Below are 18,654 nucleotides of genomic sequence, written 5' to 3' on the forward strand. Positions count from 1 at the left end.
TCGGCCAGCCCTCCGCTTGCGTCAGTCTGGGTCGTACCTGTGCGTAGGACTGAAGGCCGCAGCGAATGAGCAATAGCGTGGGAACGTGGGCTCCGGATCAGATGAGAGACGTCGCGAACTGCGGGTCGGTCATCTGAAAGAGCGGGACGCCGATTGCCTCCATGGCCCTCGCATTGAACTCGTCGATGCGCGCGACACAGGCCTCCGGACTGCGCCCCTCCAGTCTGGCTCCCTCTTCGATAGATAGTCCCTCACCTGAGAAGATGAGCGAGTACTTTGCGAGCTCCTCGATCTCACCACCCGGAAAAATCCCTCCAAAGCCAGCCTCTCTGAGGATCTCCTTTGCGCGGGCTCGAATCTCTATGGGAACGGGGAACGCTAGGTTGAGCAACACCTGCTCGCCTAGCGTTCGCAACTGTTCCGCGGTGTCAGCCAGCACCTCGGCGACCTCCCCTTTCGGCGCGTTGACCGGAAGGGCTCCTGGGACGCGATGCTGCAAACGCTGGTGAGCAAGAACTGAAGACGGCATTTCGTCGAACAGTGCGACCTGCTCAGGCACATTCCACGCACCGGTTCTCATGCACCTAGCTGCGACCAGCCCATCTGCCGTCAAGATCAGGAGCGCCAGTTCGGATCCACTGGGCGTAGACGCGATCTCGACGGTGCCTTGCGGTGCGTGATCCGAGTTCGGCACCGTGGGGCAGTGTCCTAAGAGGTTTCCATCGATAGCCCGAACGCAAACGTCGCTTCCGGAGTGCTCAAGAAGGACCGGTGTAGCGGCGTGCCTGAAGATGTGTCGATAACCGAAGTGGTTCGATGCTAAGGGATGGACCTCCCGACCCATTCGAAACAGACAACTAGATAGAAGTTGCTCATCAATCTCCTTGCTTTCCCCGGTCGTCGTCGCCTGAATCCTCAGGAGCACCTCTCGACCATTGGTCATGAAGAGGTCCAACCTGTCCTGGATGCGCGAGATTACTTCGCCACACGTCACCTGGACATCGTTGATATCCATGTCGTGAGTGGAGACGAGTCTGATCGCAACGTCCAGATCTCGAAATATGGTCGCCTGCACCCCCAAGTGGAACAGAGTGGACATCCGAAGCGGCGATGGGGGGAGCCTCCTCGCGTAGAGTCCCTTGATCGCCAGGTAGCCGAGCAGGTAGCAGCTCAGCGGATTCGTACGATCCAGCGGCGTCGCAAGCAGTTGTCGCTTGAACATGACCGCCGTTCCTGTCAGCCGCTGCTCGCGGAGGTATTGATTGAAATGATCCTCTCGAACCTTCGTCATCTCTGCGAGCAGCGTTTCTGATTCGCTAGGGTCAGCTACGTGTCGCATCCGCTTCAACGCTGCGGATACGGCTGCCTTGAATTTCTTACCCAGATAGATCGACTTGGCATGCAAAAGAGGTCCGCTATCGACATCCACGGCACAGCTGAAAAGGTCGTACTCCGCGTAGACAGCCAGACCCTCGAGCATCGGCACGTAATACGCCTGGCAGAGCTGGAAGAGGAGCCAGTCGCGCGTGTGCATATCCAGGGCCATTGGCGTCGACTGCCTAGGACGGATCAATGACGTCTCGCTGCTGATATCGGTGCTCGCAAGCAACGCCGCGTAGGCTGCCCCGATATCACCGATAACGCTTGCATGATGCGTGGCCTCGTGCAGAAAAGTTCGAAGCAGCGCATCACTGTGCTCCAGGTCTTCGAGACTCCTTCCGCCGAGGAGATCCATGATCTGCCGGTCCTCTAGGCCTACCACGCCAGTGATCGGATCGAAATAGCCGCTCATGTCAAACTCCCACCAGCTCCCACTGTCCCTCGCGTTCCCTCGTGAAGTTCTTTGGCATCTGTTCGCTGATCATGAACTGGCGAAGGGTGGCTTCAATGTCCTTCGACGCAATCTGGGGAAGCCTCTGGGCCAGTTCGTCGATGGATGCACGCTTGGCGAGTCGCAGCTCCCAGATGACAGACCACTGCAATGGCGTCAAACGATGGACATAGGCCGATGTCTTGCGAAAAAGGTCGTGAAGGTCTGCGACTGAACTGGCGATGGCGCCGACGGTGATCGCGTTCGGACCGCCTGCAAACAAGGCGCCGATGGCGCTGGACAGGGAGATGCAATCCTTCAAGAGCGACAAGAAAAACTCGGTTGGCTTAAGGAGATCGTCTCTGACGATGATCCTGAGAACCCTCGAATCGCTCCGCAGCCGCTCGGGTGCAGCGGCGACTCCCGACATGTCGCCCTCAATGCTGATTGCACCGCTGTAGTCGATCAGCCTTTCCAGAGCCGCCCCCGGTAGGCCAACCGATGCGCCGAGCGCTTCTGCCTCCGCCTTCACCAAGCGTCTTTTGGTTGCTGCGATTTCATCTGCTGACTGGCTCATGGCTTCTCCTGACGTCGGCTAGATTTAGGCCTCCGGCGATAAGACATCACTTCAGAAGCATCGCTCCGTGGAAGACCTGAACGCATCCTCAAGATTGCGGAGCCACCGGGCGTGTGACACGGGTCTGAGATTCGGAAGTGGCCAAGCGGTTCTCCCCGCCCGAGGAGGAGAATGCTTCTTGCTAACACGAGGCCACCATGACCCAGAGCCACACCATCCACGGCACCTTCGACGTGCAACTGACGCCCCTGACCGCAGCGCCCGAGGAAGCCGAGGCGAACCTCGGCCACCTGCTGCTCCGCAAGCAGTTCCACGGCGAACTCGAAGCGAGCGGCCTGGGCCACATGATGTCCTTCCGCAGCGCGGAGCCGAGCTCGGCCGGCTACGTCGCCATGGAGCGCGTCGAAGGGCGGCTTGCGGGTCGCAGCGGCTCGTTCGTTCTCATGCACTTCGGCGAAATGGCGCGCGGCACGCCCAAGCTCCTCGTCCAGGTGGTACCGGACTCCGGCACCGGCGAGCTGGTCGGGTTGAGCGGCACGCTCGGCATCGACATTCGGGACGGCAAGCACTTCTACGAATTCAACTATCGGCTACCGACGGCGTAGATCCGCCTGGCGCTCGTCAACCCACGAGTGCCCAAGAGGACGCGCGAGTACCCGCCAGGACGCGCCAGGAGGAGCGGAGCGCTGTAGGGCAACGACCCACACGCGCTTGCGTCGCCCTCCTCTACAGGGAAACCCGCATCCCCCCGATGATCCAGGCATGAAACCTGCCTCTGCATCGCCGCGATGAATCCCATCCTCGAAGGGTCGGCGACCTGCGATCTCGCCACGGCGTTTCAACCGGTCTTCAGCCTCACTCATGGCCGCCTGGTCGGTCATGAGGCGCTGCTCCGCGCCACCGATGCGGAGGGTCGGCCCATCGCGCCCAACCTGCTCTTCGACGCCCTGCCCGACCACCGGGCGCGCGCGGACCTGGACGTCCGCGCCGTGCGGCAGCACTTGACTGCCTATGTCGCCATGGGCAAGCAGGACGCGCCCGAGTGGTTGCTGCTGAACCTCCATCCCGCCGCGCTGCTCGAATCGACCGGCGCCCTCGACGAGATCGAACGCGCGCTGGACGCCAGCGGCATCCGGCCGTCGCGCGTCGTGATCGAGGTGCTGGAATCGCCGCTCTTCGAGGACGAACGCGTCTACCCCGCGCTGCAGCGCCTGCGCGCCAAGGGCTGCCTGATCGCGCTCGACGACTTCGGCGCCGGGCATTCGAACTTCGAGCGCGTCTTCGACCTCGCCCCGCATCTGGTCAAGCTGGACCGCCGCGTGCTGATGCGGGCCAAGCAGGATCCGAAGGCGCTGCGCATCCTCCAGCGCATGGTCTCGCTGCTGCAGGAGTGCGGCGCGCTCGTGCTCGTGGAAGGCATCGAGACGCTGCAGGGCGCCCACATCGCCCTCACCTGCGACGCCGACTTCGTCCAGGGCTACTACTTCGGCCGTCCGCAGACGGCGACGCTCGCGATCGAGGACGGCAGCGAGGCGCTGGACGCCGCGTGGAGCAGCTTCGACGAGGCGCAGTCGCGCAAGGACGACCGCTGGCGCGAGTCCATGGCGCTGCACTGCGACCGGCTCCGCCTGGCCAGCATCGCCCTGGCGGCGGGCGTGCCGATGAACGAGGCCTGCGCGGACTTCCTGTCCGCGCCCAACGCGTCGATGTGCTACCTGCTCGACGACCAGGGACGGCAGCTCGCCGACATCGCCTTCCGCGACGACGCCGCGCGGGAGAAGCTGCAGCGCGTCGAGCAGTTCGAGCCGCTGCACAACTGCGCCGGCGCGCGCTGGTCGCGCCGCCAGTACTTCCGCCGCGCGGTGACCTTCCCGGGGTCTGTCCAGTTGACCCGGCCGTATCTGACGCTCCAGGGCGGCTGGATGTGCCTGACCGGCTCCATCGCCTTCGAGCTCGAAGGCCGCACGGCCATCCTGTGCGGCGACCTGCGCGTGCACATCCCCGCGGACGACGCGCCGTGATCTGCGCGCCCTACCCCGAAGACGAGGCCTGGCGGCTGGCCACGCTCGAACGCTTCGGCCTGCTGTCGGAGTCGCACGATCCCTTCCTGGACGCGCTCACGGTCACCGTGGCCAGGGCGTTCCACGCGCCCATCAGCGCCGTCTCCTTCATCGACCGGGAGCGCCAGTTCTTCAAGGCCATCACCGGTCTCGACGTCCGCGAGACCGCGCGCAGCTGCTCCTTCTGCGCCCACGTGCTGTGGTGGCCGGAACCCATGGTGGTCCTGGACGCCCGCGCGGACGAGCGCTTCGTCGACAACCCGCTGGTGGTGGACGCGCCCCACATCCGCTTCTACGCCGGCGCGCCGGTCTACCTGCGCGGCGTGTGCCTGGGCTCGCTGTGCGTCATCGATCACCGGCCGCGCGCCGATTTCGACGACGGTCAGATTCGCATGCTCAAGGGCGCCGCGAGCGCGGTGGAGGAGCGGCTCATCCAGATGACGACCGAGGCTCAGGCGCTGGGGCCTGGCACGCCCTGACCCCGGTCGCGTGTTGAGGGATGGCCCGACGCGTCCCGCAAGGACTCGCGCATACAAAGTGATAACGTCCGCGCCACAGAAATCGGGAGGGACCGATGGCGAATACTCTGCGGCAATGGGCGGGCGCGGCGATGCTTGGCGCGATGGGACTGCTGACCGGATGCGGGAGCATGGACAACCGGACCGGCGTGGATCGGCTGCCCGCTGCCGCCTTGAACGGCAAGGACCAGGGCGTGCTGCTTCTGTCCGCCGGCGCACCCACGCAATGCGTTGTCCTGGGAACCTTCCTGAAGGTCGTCGATGCCAAGACCGGCAGTTCGCCGGACTCGGTCAAGCTGATCGACGTGGACGTCTACGTCTACAAGAGCGATTACTCCGACCACCACGGCACGATCAATGCCGTGGCGTTGCCGCCGGGCAAGTATGAGATCCGCCCTGTCGTGGCGAATCCGTATGTCTCGCAGATCATCATTCCGAACTACGTCGTCGAGATCGCCGCGGGCGAGCTGATCTACGGCGGCGAGGTCTTCATGCCGCAGGCCTGCACGATGAACACGCTGTTCTCCATCCGCGACGAGTTCGAGCGGGACACCGAGCTGGCGATCAAGAAGAACCCCGCGCTGGCCGGGCGGCCGGTCGAGAAGCGGCTGCTGCAACCGGGACGCGTCATCCGCTACGACGGCAAGGGCTGAGTCCGGTGACCTCACTCAAGGATCTGGATCGCTGCACCTATCTGGCCGGCGACTGCGAGGCGATCCTCGCGGTGGGTTGGCTCGGCGAGGACGACGGCTTCCCGCGCGGTGACGTGTCCCCGGTTTTCTTCGAGAAGCTGAAAGCCCTCTGCGCGGACCCTTGGGCGCCGTTCGCCGCCGCCGGCTCCCACCAGTGCGAGCTGTGCCAGTACGACGGCCCCTGGTTTTCGACCAACCTTTTCGTGCCGTTCAATGGCCGCATCTACGCGGCACCGGTGGGCATCGTCCACTACATCGCGGCCCACCGGTACCTGCCGCCCCAGGTGTTCATCGATGCCGTGCTCGCCTGCCCGCCGATGCGCAGCATGCCGTATCACAAGGCGCTGCTGGCGAACGGCGGCCGCAGCCTGGTACGCGGTCTCCGCAACTGACGACCCGTTTCATAATGCCCCGGACCGGGGTGTCGTCCGGTCATTGAAACGAGGACCAGATGATCAGATCGAGCGTTGTCTTATTCGCCGTCGCTGCGCTCACCGGATGCGCTTTCCACCAGAGTCAACCCTACATGGCCTATGAGGATCAACATCCTCGAGCGGATACGGCCGTGTTCGTCGCGCTGGACCAGTCGACGGCGCAAGTCGCCGACGCGCGCATCTCGGCGGTGGACTCGGTGACGACGCCGTCCTGGAAGAACGGCCATCCGTTCTGGGTCCGTGTCAAACCTGGAACGCACCGTTTCGCCATCGTTTCCAAGGCCAACTACCAGTTCTCAGGCCCCTTGATCACCTGGAACGAAGGTCGACGCGAAATCACCATTCCGGAAATGAAGCCCCGGCATGTCTATATCGCTCGCTACCACTGGGTGCAGCAGCGTCCAGCCATGCAGATCGAGGACCTCGGCGAGAACCCTGATTTCAGCCTCGTCTTCGGACTCCCAGGCGTCAACGACAACCGGTACCGGGCCGAGTTCTGAAAGTCCCGCTTGACTGTTCCTGCACGCGCGCCCAGGAGCACCAGCTTCCTGCCTTGAGACGGAATTCGCCCCTTGAAGAGGCGAGCGGCTCTGGACGCGCGGGATAGAAACAGATCGTTCCCGCTAGAACTTCCCGCGGCTGATCTGCGGCTCCTCAGTCGCGATCAACGCAGTCACCTTGTCCCCGGCCGCCGGCGAGCGGAACACCAGCACCATCCCGCGCGTCGTGTCCGGCAGCACCGGCACGATCAGCGAGGTGGCGCGCGGCGCCCCCGACGCGATGAAGCTGTTGCCCAGGCTGCCCAGCGCGGACAGCGCCTTCGCCGGTTTCGTCGTCCTGGCCACCGCCGACATCAGCGTCAGGTCCAGGGCCTCCGGGGGACTCTCGCCCAGCCAGGTCGTCGCGCATTGCGTCAGCCGGCAGAAGCCGTAGTCGCCGCGCAGCGGCGGGCCGTCCACGCGATGCCATTGCGCATCGAAGTAGCGGCACTCCACCAGCGTCGTCTCCACGTCGCCGTCGCGCACCGTCCGCAGCGCCCACGGCACCACGTAGAACTGCGCCAGGCCCGGGGCCAGGAAAGCGGCCTGCGCGCCCGCCGTCGCGCGAAGCGCGCGCGCGTCGTGCGTCGCCAGCGCGATCTTCCCCCTCGTTGCGAAATCAGTCATGGCAAGGGGCTCCTCTCAGGCCGGCTGCTCCGACGTCCCGCTGGTGTTCTTGATCTCCGGATCGGAGCTGGCCACCAGACCCTGGACGGGGCCGATGGCCGGATAGCGGAACACCAGGATCACGCCGCGCGTCGTTTCGGGCGCCACCGGCACCGTGACCGCGAGCGAACCGTCGGGCAGCGGCGCCGCGTTGAAGCTGCTGTTGAGCAGGCACGAGGACGACAGCGTCCTGGCCGTCGCGGAGAACAACGCGACATCCACGGGTTCGGTCGGTCGGGGCAGGCTAGGCGGCCCCCCCTGCGTCAGGAGGAAGAAGGCGTGGGGACATGTCATCGGCTGCGCGCCGACGGGCTCGCCCTTGTAGTCGAAGTATTTGCAGGTCACCGAGATCGGCTCGCCCGCGGTGTTCCGGATGATCTCCCAGGGCACGACGAAGAACTGCGCGATGCCAGGACCTAGAACATTCGCTTCAAGCCCTTCAGCGGCGGCATGGTCGGCACGGGAATCGGCGTCGGTAGAGGTCAGCGGACTCATGAGGGAATCTTCCTTGTCGTTGAGAGGGTTGAGGAAAAATCGAGCAGACCAGGCGCGTAGCCGCCCGTCCGCAGTCGTGCGAGGGCCGCGGCATCGTCGCCGTCCTGGCGCAGGCAGCGCCGCGCGGCCAGCCAGGCTTCCAGCACCAGGCCGGCCTGCCCGGCTGCCACCGCGGGCCCGAGGGTGTCGCGCAGGGACTCGCACATCGCCTGGGGGGCCGGCGAAGTCGCCGGCGAACTTGCCGAGGTCGGCGCCGGGGTCGTCGCTGGGGACATCGCCAGCGACAGCAGTCCCAGCCGCGCGGCCAGTTCCAGGCTTTGCCAATCCCGCGGCGAGGTCGCGAACAGCGTCTGGATCTCGGCATCCGCCGTCGCCCGCCAACGCGAGAAGTCCGCGGAATGGCCGGCGCGCGCGGCGATCGTCGCCTCGGCCACCGCCAGGCGGGCCAGCACCGTGCGCCGCAGGAATTCGCGTCCCGGCTCGGACAGCGGCCGCGGCGGCACGTCCGCCCGCAGCGCGTCCAAGGCCTCGCGCACCTCCATGCCGGCATCGCTGCGCAGCAGCAGCAGGCTGGCCTGCGCGTGCTGGCGGTCGGTCGACCAGAACCGGTTGCTCGGGTCGCGGCGCTCCGCTTCATGGAGCAGCGCCACGCTCGCGCTCAGCGCCTCCACCGCCTCCTTCAACCGCCCCGAGGCCCGCATGGCATCGGCGCGGCGCTGTTCCACCGCCGCCAGGTCGCGCTGGCGCACCAGCGCGTCGGGCGTGCGCGCGGCCAGCTCGACCAGCGGCTGGCGGGCGACGTCGAACAGCGCCAGCGCCTGCACCGGATTGCCGCGGATATGCGCCACGCGTCCCAGCCACATGCGCGAACTGGCGACCGCCTCCTGGGCATCGGCATCGCGCGGCCTGCGGGCCAGGGCCGCCAGCTTGAGCGCGAGGGCCTGCTCGAACCAGCCCTGCGCCTCGTCCCAGGACGCGCGCCGGAACGCGATGGAGCCCAGGCTGTTCACCGCGAAGCCCAGTTCCGCCTGGGCATCGATGTCTTCAGGCAAGACCTGGCGCCAGGTCTCGGAGGCGTCGCGGTAACGCGTCATCTCGCGCGTCGCCGTCTCCAGGTCGCCGGCGTCGAACGCCATCTGGCCGAGCCAGAACGACGCCGCGCCCACGGTCTTGTAATAGGCGGCCGGATCCTGCTGCGCCGCGCGGTCCAGCGGCAGCAGCAACTGCAGCGCCGCATGCAGCGCGTCCGCGGCGATGTCGGTGCGGCCCTGACCGCGGCTGCTGTTGACCTCGCCGATGACCACCAGCGCCCGGGCGCGTTGCAGCGCGTCGGTCGGCGTCTCCTTGCCGCCTTCGGCCGGCGCGAGCAGCTTGACGCCCTGCTCGCCGATGCGGCTGAGCACGTCGAGCTGCCCCATCGGCCGCAACTTGTCGGCCAGTTCGCCCAGCATGAAGGACGCCAGCTGCCGGCTCTGCCGCTGGCGTTCCGCCGCGACTTCGGCCTGCCGCGCGTAGCCCAGGGCCGCGATGCCCGCGATGCCGGCCAGCAGGAACGCCCCCGCGCTGGCCGCGCCCAGGCCCCAGCGCTGGCGGCGCAGGCGCCGCTGCGAGCACTCGATGAAATCGCGCTCCCGGTCGCCGAAGAGCTGCGGCGCCTCCGCCAGCGCGCGCGCCGCGGTCCACAGCGTCGAGCCGCGCGGCATCAGCAAGGGCGCCGCCCGGTCCGCCTCGATCCAGCGCGCGACCCAGGGCCGCAGTTCGTCGCGCGCCGCCAGCGACGCGCGGTGCTGCGCCACCCAGGTCGTCACGCGCGGCCAGCGCCGCAGCAGCGCTTCGTGCGCGACGCGGTAGCCGTTGACGCCGCCGGCCAGGTCCGCCACCAGCAGCCGCGCGTCGACGAAGGCGCGCACCAGCGCCTGTTCCTGCGGGTCGGACAGCTCTGACGCCGCGATCCACCGGCTGGTCGGCGACGCCTCTTCGCCGCCCAGCGTGACGAGCCGCGGCAGCAGTCTGGGCAGCGCCTCCTGCTGCGCCTGCGGCAGCTCGCCGAGCAGCGCTTCCGCGCGGCGTCCGATCGCGCCTTCCAGTCCGCCGAGTTCCTCGTACGCCGACCACGCCAGCACGTCGCCCGGCGCGCGGTGCAGGTAGAGCTGCTGCAGCGTGTACTGCAGCAGCGGCAGCGCATCCGACGCCTGCATCGCGTCGATGCACAGGCGGTCGTCCAGGCGGTTGAGGCCGCTCTCGTCGGCGCCGTAGCTCAGGCCCGCGGCCCGCGCGGGCAGCCGGATCATCTGCGCGATCGCGCGCGCGTCGGGCGGGGCCAGGTCGAGGTGGGCGCCGTCCTCCTTGCCGCGCATCAGCGACGGCCAGCGGGCCAGTGCCGCATAGAAGTCGTTGCGGCAGATCGCCAGCACCACCAGCCGGGCGCTGCTCACCAGGCGCTCCAGCATCGCGAACCAGGCGCCGAGCTGCCCGTCGTCGCCCTGGAAGACCGCCTCGAGGCGGTCCAGCACCAGCAGCGGCGGGGTCTGCCCGCCGCTGCGCAGCGCCCGTGTCGCGTCCAGCCCGATCGTGAGCTGCCGCAGCACCTCGCCCGGCGTCTCACGCAGGTCCGCGGCCAGCGTCTCGATGCTGTAACCGGACAGCAGGGGCACGCCCTGGCACTCCCAGTCCAGCATCGCGCCCGCCACGCCGGCCCAGGCATCCAGCCCGCCCAGCGCGCCGAGGTCGACCAGCGCCGCGGCGCCGACGCGTAGCAGTTCCGCGCCGGGGTCGTTGTCCGGCGTCGATCGCATCAACGCCGGCACCAGCCCGGCCTGCACCAGCGAGGTCTTGCCGGACCCGCTGGGGCCCAGCAGCACCATCAGCGGGTGCCCCAGCCGCCATTGCCGCGTCAGCCGCGCATGCAGGGCGGCGACGGCGTCGTCGCGGCCGAAGAACACGCTCGCGTGCGCCGCGTCGAAGGGCTCCAGCCCGCGGAACGGGGACAGCCCCCGCCAGCCGCCCGCGTGGCTGCGCGGCCCTTCCGCCGACAGCACGCCCAGCGTCGCCACCAGCCGGTAGCCCTGCTTGCGGATGGTCTCGATGTATCGCGGCGTGGTGGCGCTGTCGCCCAGCGCGCGCCGCAGCCCGGCCACCACCTTGTGCACCGGGTTGTCCCCCAGCGTCGTGGCCTCCGGCCAGCAGTCCTGCAGCAGCGCCTCCGCCGACACGACCTCGCCGGGATGACGGCACAGCGCCACCAGCACCGCCATCGGGCGGGGCTCCAGCGTCACCGTCTCGTCATCCCGCTGAAGTCGTTTCAGGCGGCGCGCGGGCACGTCCACGACCCAGTCGCCCAGCAGGAAGCTCAGCGGCTCGCCCGCCTTCATCCCCCGCGCCGCCGTGGCGGCGGCCGCGGCGGGCAAGGGCCCCTCCTCGATGCTCGGCTCCATCTCTGCACTCCCAGGTCCCGGCCTCTTCGGACCGTGATGGCGCGCAGTCTAGGAGTCATCGCATCGCGCGTGTGCATCTCCACCCCGCAAGGTCTGACAGCTTGACAGGAGACCACGCGCGCCCGCGCGCGGCCCCCAGACGCCCCGTCGCGCGCCGGCCCGGTCGCGCCGAGGCGAATCTCCGCAAACCCGCCGTCCAACATCGGCATCCGTCGGATGGGTGCCGGGGGACGGGGCTCCTATCGTTCAACCCATGATCGACGCCGCCCTCCTCCACATCGCCGGCCACCTGAACGCCGTGCTGCGCCGCTCGCACCAGTCGGCGGAGGACCTGGTCGCCGTGACCGCGCTGCACGAGGCCGACGGCGCCCCGGCCGCCGGCGCCTCCCACCGGCTCTGCGCCTTCCTGGTCAACCTGGAGCGCGACGCCGTCCCCGGCATGCCGGCGCATGCGCTGGGCAGCGGCGAGCGCTCGGCGCGCTTCGCCCCGCCGGTCCAGCTCAACCTGCTGGTGATGATCGCGGCCAATTACGGCGGCAGCACCTATCCGGAAGCGCTCAAGCTGATCGGCAGCACCATCGCCTGCTTCCAGGCCACTCCCGTGCTCGACCCGCAGAACACCCCCGGCCTGGATCCGCGCATCGACAAGCTCACGATGAACATCGAGCCGCTGGGCCTGCACGACCTGGCCACGCTGTGGGGCGTGCTCGGCGGCCGTTACGTGCCCTCGGTGCTCTACCGGGTGCGCCTGCTCTCCATCGATGCTCGCAAGCCCGACGCGCAACTGCCGTCGGTGCGCACGCCGTCGGTCGGCGTCCACGGCTGAACGGCTGAACCGCGGAGCCGACCATGGGTCCCTACTTCCCGTTGCTGCAGGTGGACGTCGCCCACGGCTACTACGCCGACGGCCGCTGCCGCGGCCTGCGCTTCGTCCCCGCCGGCACCACCGCCGAGCGGCTGCGCCGCGCCGACGCGCTGGTGCGCGCCGACGGCGGCTCGCTGCGCGTCCACGGCCCCGCCGAAGCGATCGAGCGCCTGCGCGACGACGCCGAGGACCGCTCCGGCGCCTTCGACGACAGCGCCGCGCTGAGCTGGTGCGTCTTCGCCACCGACGACGACTTCGCCTGCGGCACGGAGGATGCGGCGGATCGCCCGCGAGAGTTGCTGTGGGTCGAGCCTCAAGGAACGTCGAAACCTGCTGCGGATGCCCGGGCGGACGCGGACTCGACGCCAGCGCAAGGCGACGCGATCCACGTCGCGCTGGACGCACGGCCCAGGGCCCTCGAAGCGCCTGATTTCCAGCCCCTGCTGACGCCGCACGACCGTCGCGTGGTCCCCTTCGCGCTGCTGAGCCTGCCGCTGTCGCGCCTGCCGGCGCACGGCCCCGCGCGCGATCCCGCGGCCTGGCCGGCGCGCTACCGCTGGCCGCTGGCGCCGCGCGCCACGGTCTGGAAGTACTGCCTGCTGGGCGACTGGACCGAGCCCGCGCTCGCCGTCGTCGACCTGTCCGGCGAGACCGGCTTCAGCGCGCCCGTGCCCGAGCGGCTGGACGACGGCACGCCGATGCTGGCGATCCGCTCGCGCGGCCTGGTGCCGCTGGCGCAGCGCTCGCCGCGCCGCTTCCAGCTGCGCAGCGCCGGCGCCAACGACAAGGTGCTGATCCGCCGTCTGCCCACGGCGGCGGCGCGACTGCTCGCCCGCGAGACGATTGCCGGCCGACCGGCGATCGTCTCCGAGATCCATGTGCATCGATAACCCGCAGAGGAGGCCGCCATGGCTATGAAGACACCCGGTGTCTATATCGTCGAGAAGAATGCGTTTCCCAACTCGGTCGTCGAGGTGGCCACCGCGGTGCCCGCCTTCGTCGGCTACACCCGCCGGGCGGAGAACGGCGGCAAGTCGCTGCTGAACAAGCCCTGGCGCATCAGCTCGATGGCGGAGTACCACACCTACTTCGGCCACGGCCCCGACCCCCACCTGACCATCGCGGAGGCGCCGGCCAACACGCGCTCGGACTTCCGCGCCGACGACAAGGACTACGCGCTGACGCAGGCCGACGGCGGCGACGGCGGCCGCTTCCTGCTGTACCACGGCATGGTGCACTTCTTCCAGAACGGCGGCGGCCCCTGCTACATCGTGTCCGTGGGCAACTACGACGGCCTGGTCGAGTCCCAGAAGCTCACCGACGGCATCGACACCCTGATCAAGGAGCAGGAGCCGACCATGCTGGTCATCCCCGACGCGGTGCTGCTCAAGCGCGCCGACTGCGTCGCGGTCCAGCAGGCCATGCTGCAGCACTGCGGCGGCCGCATGCGCAACCGCATCGCCATCCTGGACGTCTGGAACGGCTACCTGGACCGCAAGGACCCGGGCGGCGATCCGATCGAGGGCTTCCGCAACGACCTGGGCGTCAACTTCCTGGACTTCGCGACGGCCTACTACCCGTGGGTCAACACCACCGTCGTGCAGGACAAGGACCTGGACTACACCCGCATCGCCAACCCCGCGCTGCTGGCCCAGCTGCTGCGCAAGGAGCTGTCGCTGCCCGACGCCGTCGACCCCGCCATGCCGCCGCGCACCGCGCAGCAGACGCAGGCCGTGGCCGACATCGTCAAGACCGACGACGACTGGACCAAGTACGTGACGGACCTGGTGAACGGCTCCACCAAGTCCGACCTCGAGAAGCAGAAGGCGTTGACGCCGGCCGCGCTCGCCGTCGCGGTGGAGACCCACAAGTCGCTGCTGCACAAGAGCCTGGTCTCGATGAGCCCGCTCTACAACACCGTCATGACCGAGGCGCGCAACCGGCTCAACCTGCTGCCGCCCTCGCCCGCCATGGCCGGCGTGTACACCATGGTCGACAACACGCGCGGCGTCTGGAAGGCGCCCGCCAACGTCAGCCTCAACGGCGTGGTCTCGCCCGAGGTCACCATCTCCCACGAGGACCAGGAAGACCTCAACGTCACCACGCAGGGCAAGTCCATCAACGCGATCCGGTCCTTCATCGGCGAAGGCGTGCTCGTCTGGGGCGCCCGCACGCTGGACGGCAACAGCCTGGACTGGCGCTACGTCAACGTGCGCCGCACGATGATCATGCTGGAGGAGTCCTGCCGGCTGGCCTCCAAGGCGATGGTGTTCGAGCCCAACGTGGCCAATACCTGGGTGACCATCAAGAGCATGATCTCCAGCTTCCTCACCGGGATCTGGAAGCGCGGCGGCCTGGCCGGCGCGGTACCCGACGACGCCTTCAGCGTCCACGTCGGCCTGGGCGAGACGATGACCCCCGAGGACATCCTCGAAGGCATCCTGCGCGTGACCGTCCTGGTCGCCATCAGCCGCCCGGCCGAGTTCATCGAGATCACCTTCCAGCAGCAGATGCAGAAGTCGTGATGCCGCGAGGCATCAGGCTCCCCAATTCGTACACATAACCCTCGCGGAGGCAGGCAATGGCAGACGACGGATCAGCGCAATCGACCACGGTATGGCCCCTTCCCAAGTTCCGCTTCGAAGTGAAGTGGGACTCGGCGGTGATGTCCTTCCAGGAGGTCTCCGGCCTGGACGTGGAAGCCCAACCCATCGAGTACCGGCACGGGGACAGCCCCGCGTTCTCGGTGCTCAAGATGCCGGGCATGAAGAAGTACAGCGACGTCACGATGAAGAAAGGCGTCTTCAAGGGCGACAACAAGTTCTGGGACTGGTTCAACGAGATCAAGATGAACACCATCAAGCGCAAGCCGGTGACCATCAGTCTCCTGGACGAGGCCGGCAAGCCGACCATGGTCTGGACCCTCACCAACGCGTGGCCGACCAAGATCACCAGCACCGATCTGAAGTCCACCGGCAACGAGGTGGCGATCGAGACCATCGTGATCGCGCACGAGGGCCTCGTCATCGCCAACGCCTGATGGCGCTCCCGAAGATCGGCGCGCCGCCCTCCGCCCCGCTCTACCCACCGCCGGCCTTCCACTTCGCGGTGACCTTCGGCGCCAACGCGAAGGACGCCGACGGCGCCTTCCGGGAAGTCACCGGACTGGGCCCGGAGATCGAGACGGAGACGGTGGTCGAAGGCGGACAGAACGCCTTCGTCCACCAGCTGCCCAAGGCGGTGAAGCATCCGAAGCTGGTGCTCTCCCGCGGCATCGCGACGATGGAGTCGCGGCTGCTGCTGTGGTGCCAGTCGGTGCTGGAAGGCGGCCTGGCGCGGCCGATCTTCCCCAAGCAGCTGCACGTCTTCCTGCTCGACGAGGACGGCGGCCCGCTGCGGGCCTGGTCGGTGCAGAACGCCTACCCGGTGAAATGGTCCACCGAGGCCTTCCAGGCCACCCGCAACGAGGTCGCCATCGAACGCATCGAGCTGGCCTACGCCGGATCGAACCGCCTGATGTGACGCGTGTGACGCGTCCGATTCCAACGCACGAGCACGACCACGAGCACGACCATGGCCATCGAAGTCCGCCAACTGCTGATCCGCTCGCAGGTGACGCCCGCCCCGGCGCCGCCCGCGCCGACCATGTCCCAGCGGGACCTGCAGCGCCTGCGCGAACAGTTGCTCGCCGAGTGCCGCACCTGGCTGACCGAGCGCCTGCGCGCGCAGCGGGAGCGCTGAGATGGCGACCGCTGCCTCCGACGACGGCGCCTCGCCGCAGCTGACCCGGCTGCTGCTCACGCGCTACAACCTCAGCAAGACCGGCACGGTCGAGCTCGACAAGGACGTGACCTTCCAGGCGCAGATCAACCCGTCCGAGTTTAGCCACAGCTTCGGCATCCGCTTCGACAAGACCAAGTCGCAGGGCTCGCCCGGCGTAGAGCCCAAGTTCGCCAGCATCGACGACGAGCGCGTCAACTTCTCCATCGTGCTGGACAGCACCGGCGTGGTCCCGCCCGTGCCGGGCCAGCCGACCGACGTGAAGGGCCAGCTCGCCCAGCTCAACAAGGTCGTCTACGAATACATCGACCTGCGCACCGAGCCGCCCTACGTGCGCGTGCTCTGGGGCACGCTGATCTTCTTCGGCCGGCTGGAGTCGCTCAAGACGCAGTACACGCTGTTCAAGCCGGGCGGCGATCCGCTGCGCGCCAAGGTCGACATGAGCTTCGTCGGCGCGATGAGCAAGGAGGAGGAACGCCGCGTCACCAGCCGCGCCAGCACCTCCGACCTGACGCGCACCGTGACGATGAAGAAGAACGACTCGCTGGGCGCGCTCTGCGAGCAGATCTACGGCGACTCCTCCTCCTTCATGAAGGTGGCGCGCTACAACGGCCTGACGGACTTCCGCAACATCCCGCCCGGGACGGTGCTGAAGTTCCCGCCGGTGGGGCAGTGACATGCCGGGCGTCTCCCCGCTCCAGGACAGCGTCGGCGTCGTGTCGCTCAGCGTGCTCGTCGACGGCGAGCGCCTGCCCGAAAGCGCCGACCTCATGTCGGTGACGGTGCGCCGCGCCGCCAACACCGTGCCCAGCGCCCGCCTGGTCTTCAACGACGGCGACATGCCGGACCGCGAGTTCCCGCTCAGCGACGCGGCCCATTTCAAGCCCGGCGCCGCGCTGACCGTGCAGGCCGGCTACGGGCTGCAGGAGGAGACCATCTTCGAAGGCCTGGTCGTGCGCCACGGCCTGCGCGTCGAGGGCGACAACGACGCGCGCCTGATCGTCGAGTGCCGCGACAAGGCCGTGAAGATGACGGTCGGCCGTCGCAACGTGAACTACATCGACCAGCTCGACAGCGACATCATGAGCACGCTGGCCGGCGCGCACGGACTGTCCGCCGACGTCGAGGCGACCACCATCACGCATCCCGAGCTGGTGCAGCACTTCTGCAGCGACTGGGACTTCCTGCTGACGCGGGCGGACGCCAACGGCATGCTGGTGCTGGTCAACGACGGCGCGCTGGCCGTGGCCGCCCCCAAGGCCGCCGGCGAGGCCGCGCTGTCGGTGACCTACGGCATCGACCTGATCTCCTTCGAGGGCGACGTCGACGCGCGCCACCAGTACGGCAGCGCGATGGCGGTGTCCTGGGATCCGAAGGCGCAGGCCGCGCTCGAAGGCACCGCCGCCGATCCGGCTACGCTGCCGGTGCAGGGCGACCTCGACACCAGCACCTTGTCCGAGGTCATCGGTCTGGCCAGCTACCGGATGCAGGCCGGCGCGCCGCAGTCGCGCGACATGCTGACGCAGTGGGCCAAGGCGCAGCAGCTCAAGTCCGGCCTGGCGCGGTTGCGCGGTCGGCTGAGCTTCCAGGGGAGCGCCAAGGCCAAGGTCGGCGGGCTGATCGACCTGCAGGGCGTGGGCAAGCGCTTCAGCGGCTCGGTCTACATCACCGGGCTGCGCCACCACATCGAGGACGGCGCCTGGACGACGGAAGCGGACTTCGGGCTCGATCCCGACTGGTTCAGCGCGCGGCCCGACGTGCCCGCGCAACCCGCCGCCGGCCTGCTGCCGCCGGTATCGGGACTGCAGGTCGGCGTGGTGATGAAGCTCGACGCCGATCCCGCCGGCGAGCAGCGCATCCAGGTCAAGGTGCCGGTGCTGCAGGCCGAGACCGAAGGCGTCTGGGCGCGGCTGCTGCAGTCGCACGCCAGCAGCGGCTTCGGTGCCTTCTTCCTGCCCGAGGTCGGCGACGAGGTCGTGCTGGGTTACTTCGCCGGCGACCCCTCGCACCCGGTCATCCTGGGCAGCCTCTACAGCAGCAGCCGCACGCCGCCCTACGCGCTGGCCGCGCCCAACGACACCAAGGCCTTCGTCACGCGCTGCAAGCACAAGCTGGAGTTCGACGAGAAGGACAAGGTCATCACCGTCACCACGCCGGGCAACAACCGCATCGTGCTGAGCGACAAGGACAAGTCCATCCTGCTCCAGGACCAGAACGGCAACAAGGTCGAGCTCAGTCCCTCGGGCATCGCGCTCGACAGCCCCAAGGACATCACCGTCACCGCCAAGGGGCAGATCAAGCTGGACGCGGTCGGCGCCGTGACCATCACGTCCAAGGCCGACGTGAAGACGACAGGCCTGAACGTCAGCAGCGAGGCGCAGATGGCCTTCTCCGCCAAGGGCAACGCCGCCGCGGAACTCTCGGCCTCGGGTCAGACCGTGGTCAAGGGCGCGATGGTCATGATCAATTGAGAAAGGACACGCCGTGCCGCCCGCCGCCCGCCTCACCGACCTGCATGTCTGCCCCATGGTCACGCCCGGTCTGCCGCCCGTCCCGCACGTCGGCGGGCCGGTCATCGGCCCGGGCGTGCCGACGGTGCTGATCGGCTCGCTGCCCGCGGCCGTGGTGGGCGACAACGCGACCTGCGTCGGCCCGCCGGACGCGATCGTCAAGGGCTCGGCGACGGTGATGATCGGCAGCCGGCCGGCGGCGCGCGTCGGCGATACCACCGCCCACGGCGGCAACATCGCGATCGGGCTGCCGACCGTGATGATCGGAGGCTGA

General features: G+C 68.3%; 20 protein-coding genes. 15 read left to right on the top strand and 5 right to left on the bottom strand.

The window, feature by feature from the left end; genetic code table 11:
- Positions 1-97: 97 nt before the first annotated feature.
- A complete protein-coding gene (locus ACQZ13_RS16960; RefSeq protein ID WP_431046447.1) occupies positions 98-1,792 on the bottom strand; it encodes a hypothetical protein in 1,695 nt (564 codons plus the stop codon).
- A 1-nt stretch (position 1,793) separates the two neighbouring features.
- Positions 1,794-2,387: a hypothetical protein gene (locus ACQZ13_RS16965; protein WP_431046449.1), complete on the bottom strand. Its 594-nt coding sequence runs from the start codon at positions 2,385-2,387 to the stop codon at positions 1,794-1,796.
- A 197-nt stretch (positions 2,388-2,584) separates the two neighbouring features.
- On the opposite strand from ACQZ13_RS16965, the gene ACQZ13_RS16970 reads away from it, so the two are divergent.
- The 6 genes from ACQZ13_RS16970 (at position 2,585) to ACQZ13_RS16995 (ending at position 6,591) form a co-directional block, all read left to right on the top strand.
- Complete coding sequence (locus ACQZ13_RS16970) at positions 2,585-2,992, top strand: DUF3224 domain-containing protein (RefSeq protein ID WP_431046450.1); 408 nt, start codon at positions 2,585-2,587, stop codon at positions 2,990-2,992.
- Between the two features lie 183 nt (positions 2,993-3,175).
- Positions 3,176-4,408 carry an EAL domain-containing protein gene (locus ACQZ13_RS16975; RefSeq protein WP_431046452.1) on the top strand — a complete coding sequence of 411 codons (1,233 nt, stop codon included), beginning with the start codon at positions 3,176-3,178 and terminating at the stop codon, positions 4,406-4,408.
- Positions 4,405-4,926 carry a GAF domain-containing protein gene (locus ACQZ13_RS16980; RefSeq protein WP_431046454.1) on the top strand — a complete coding sequence of 174 codons (522 nt, stop codon included), beginning with the start codon at positions 4,405-4,407 and terminating at the stop codon, positions 4,924-4,926. The genes ACQZ13_RS16975 and ACQZ13_RS16980 overlap by 4 nt, the downstream gene beginning before the upstream one ends.
- A gap of 95 nt (positions 4,927-5,021) precedes the next feature.
- Positions 5,022-5,618: a hypothetical protein gene (locus ACQZ13_RS16985; RefSeq protein WP_431046456.1), complete on the top strand. Its 597-nt coding sequence runs from the start codon at positions 5,022-5,024 to the stop codon at positions 5,616-5,618.
- Between the two features lie 5 nt (positions 5,619-5,623).
- Positions 5,624-6,049, top strand: coding sequence for a hypothetical protein (locus ACQZ13_RS16990; protein ID WP_431046458.1), 426 nt, complete (start codon positions 5,624-5,626; stop codon positions 6,047-6,049).
- A gap of 173 nt (positions 6,050-6,222) precedes the next feature.
- The gene (locus ACQZ13_RS16995) at positions 6,223-6,591 is read left to right on the top strand and encodes a hypothetical protein (protein WP_431046460.1); all 369 of its coding nucleotides are present in this window, start codon (positions 6,223-6,225) and stop codon (positions 6,589-6,591) included.
- A gap of 123 nt (positions 6,592-6,714) precedes the next feature.
- On the opposite strand, the gene ACQZ13_RS17000 is transcribed toward ACQZ13_RS16995, so the two are convergent.
- Genes ACQZ13_RS17000 through ACQZ13_RS17010 form a run of 3 tightly spaced genes read right to left on the bottom strand, consistent with a single transcriptional unit; the run spans position 6,715 to position 11,225 of the window.
- Positions 6,715-7,257, bottom strand: coding sequence for a hypothetical protein (locus ACQZ13_RS17000; protein ID WP_431046462.1), 543 nt, complete (start codon positions 7,255-7,257; stop codon positions 6,715-6,717).
- 15 nt (positions 7,258-7,272) lie between these two features.
- Positions 7,273-7,791, bottom strand: a complete 519-nt coding sequence (locus ACQZ13_RS17005; protein ID WP_431046464.1) for a hypothetical protein — start codon at positions 7,789-7,791, stop codon at positions 7,273-7,275.
- Positions 7,788-11,225, bottom strand: a complete 3,438-nt coding sequence (locus ACQZ13_RS17010) for a winged helix-turn-helix domain-containing protein (RefSeq protein ID WP_431046466.1) — start codon at positions 11,223-11,225, stop codon at positions 7,788-7,790. Before ACQZ13_RS17010 ends, ACQZ13_RS17005 begins: the two co-directional genes overlap by 4 nt.
- A 253-nt stretch (positions 11,226-11,478) precedes the next feature.
- On the opposite strand from ACQZ13_RS17010, the gene ACQZ13_RS17015 reads away from it, so the two are divergent.
- From ACQZ13_RS17015 to ACQZ13_RS17055, 9 genes are read left to right on the top strand one after another with little or no spacing between them, the layout of a single operon-like run.
- Positions 11,479-12,051 carry a DUF4255 domain-containing protein gene (locus ACQZ13_RS17015; protein WP_431046468.1) on the top strand — a complete coding sequence of 191 codons (573 nt, stop codon included), beginning with the start codon at positions 11,479-11,481 and terminating at the stop codon, positions 12,049-12,051.
- 23 nt (positions 12,052-12,074) lie between these two features.
- The gene (locus ACQZ13_RS17020; protein ID WP_431046470.1) at positions 12,075-12,980 is read left to right on the top strand and encodes a hypothetical protein; all 906 of its coding nucleotides are present in this window, start codon (positions 12,075-12,077) and stop codon (positions 12,978-12,980) included.
- Between the two features lie 18 nt (positions 12,981-12,998).
- Positions 12,999-14,615 carry a phage tail sheath family protein gene (locus ACQZ13_RS17025; protein WP_431046472.1) on the top strand — a complete coding sequence of 539 codons (1,617 nt, stop codon included), beginning with the start codon at positions 12,999-13,001 and terminating at the stop codon, positions 14,613-14,615.
- A 56-nt stretch (positions 14,616-14,671) separates the two neighbouring features.
- A complete protein-coding gene (locus ACQZ13_RS17030) occupies positions 14,672-15,130 on the top strand; it encodes a phage tail protein (protein ID WP_088407181.1) in 459 nt (152 codons plus the stop codon).
- A complete protein-coding gene (locus ACQZ13_RS17035; protein ID WP_431046474.1) occupies positions 15,130-15,612 on the top strand; it encodes a phage tail protein in 483 nt (160 codons plus the stop codon). Before ACQZ13_RS17030 ends, ACQZ13_RS17035 begins: the two co-directional genes overlap by 1 nt.
- 51 nt (positions 15,613-15,663) lie before the next feature.
- Entirely contained in the window at positions 15,664-15,831 is a 168-nt protein-coding gene (locus tag ACQZ13_RS17040; RefSeq protein WP_431046476.1) for a DUF5908 family protein, read from the top strand.
- A 1-nt stretch (position 15,832) separates the two neighbouring features.
- On the top strand, positions 15,833-16,546 hold the full coding sequence (locus tag ACQZ13_RS17045) for a CIS tube protein (RefSeq protein WP_431046478.1): 714 nt from the start codon (positions 15,833-15,835) through the stop codon (positions 16,544-16,546).
- Between the two features lies 1 nt (position 16,547).
- Positions 16,548-18,341 (top strand): type VI secretion system tip protein VgrG, encoded by a 1,794-nt coding sequence (gene vgrG / locus ACQZ13_RS17050; RefSeq protein ID WP_431046480.1) that lies wholly within the window; start codon positions 16,548-16,550, stop codon positions 18,339-18,341.
- A 13-nt stretch (positions 18,342-18,354) separates the two neighbouring features.
- Positions 18,355-18,654, top strand: a complete 300-nt coding sequence (locus tag ACQZ13_RS17055; RefSeq protein WP_431046482.1) for a PAAR domain-containing protein — start codon at positions 18,355-18,357, stop codon at positions 18,652-18,654.

Source organism: Roseateles sp. L2-2 (genome assembly GCF_050613215.1).
In the GTDB taxonomy this organism is placed as follows: domain Bacteria; phylum Pseudomonadota; class Gammaproteobacteria; order Burkholderiales; family Burkholderiaceae_C; genus Roseateles; species Roseateles noduli.

Excerpts from the sequence above, each read along its gene's own strand:
- ACQZ13_RS16960 (WP_431046447.1), bottom strand. The coding sequence starts at position 1,792 with ATGAGCGGCTATTTCGATCCGATCACTGGCGTGGTAGGCCTAGAGGAC.
- ACQZ13_RS16965 (WP_431046449.1), bottom strand. The coding sequence starts at position 2,387 with ATGAGCCAGTCAGCAGATGAAATCGCAGCAACCAAAAGACGCTTGGTG.
- ACQZ13_RS16970 (WP_431046450.1), top strand. The coding sequence starts at position 2,585 with ATGACCCAGAGCCACACCATCCACGGCACCTTCGACGTGCAACTGACG.
- ACQZ13_RS16975 (WP_431046452.1), top strand. The coding sequence starts at position 3,176 with ATGAATCCCATCCTCGAAGGGTCGGCGACCTGCGATCTCGCCACGGCG.
- ACQZ13_RS16985 (WP_431046456.1), top strand. The coding sequence starts at position 5,022 with ATGGCGAATACTCTGCGGCAATGGGCGGGCGCGGCGATGCTTGGCGCG.
- ACQZ13_RS17000 (WP_431046462.1), bottom strand. The coding sequence starts at position 7,257 with ATGACTGATTTCGCAACGAGGGGGAAGATCGCGCTGGCGACGCACGAC.
- ACQZ13_RS17005 (WP_431046464.1), bottom strand. The coding sequence starts at position 7,791 with ATGAGTCCGCTGACCTCTACCGACGCCGATTCCCGTGCCGACCATGCC.
- ACQZ13_RS17010 (WP_431046466.1), bottom strand. The coding sequence starts at position 11,225 with ATGGAGCCGAGCATCGAGGAGGGGCCCTTGCCCGCCGCGGCCGCCGCC.
- ACQZ13_RS17015 (WP_431046468.1), top strand. The coding sequence starts at position 11,479 with ATGATCGACGCCGCCCTCCTCCACATCGCCGGCCACCTGAACGCCGTG.
- ACQZ13_RS17020 (WP_431046470.1), top strand. The coding sequence starts at position 12,075 with ATGGGTCCCTACTTCCCGTTGCTGCAGGTGGACGTCGCCCACGGCTAC.
- ACQZ13_RS17025 (WP_431046472.1), top strand. The coding sequence starts at position 12,999 with ATGGCTATGAAGACACCCGGTGTCTATATCGTCGAGAAGAATGCGTTT.
- ACQZ13_RS17030 (WP_088407181.1), top strand. The coding sequence starts at position 14,672 with ATGGCAGACGACGGATCAGCGCAATCGACCACGGTATGGCCCCTTCCC.
- ACQZ13_RS17035 (WP_431046474.1), top strand. The coding sequence starts at position 15,130 with ATGGCGCTCCCGAAGATCGGCGCGCCGCCCTCCGCCCCGCTCTACCCA.
- ACQZ13_RS17040 (WP_431046476.1), top strand. The coding sequence starts at position 15,664 with ATGGCCATCGAAGTCCGCCAACTGCTGATCCGCTCGCAGGTGACGCCC.
- ACQZ13_RS17045 (WP_431046478.1), top strand. The coding sequence starts at position 15,833 with ATGGCGACCGCTGCCTCCGACGACGGCGCCTCGCCGCAGCTGACCCGG.
- vgrG (WP_431046480.1), top strand. The coding sequence starts at position 16,548 with ATGCCGGGCGTCTCCCCGCTCCAGGACAGCGTCGGCGTCGTGTCGCTC.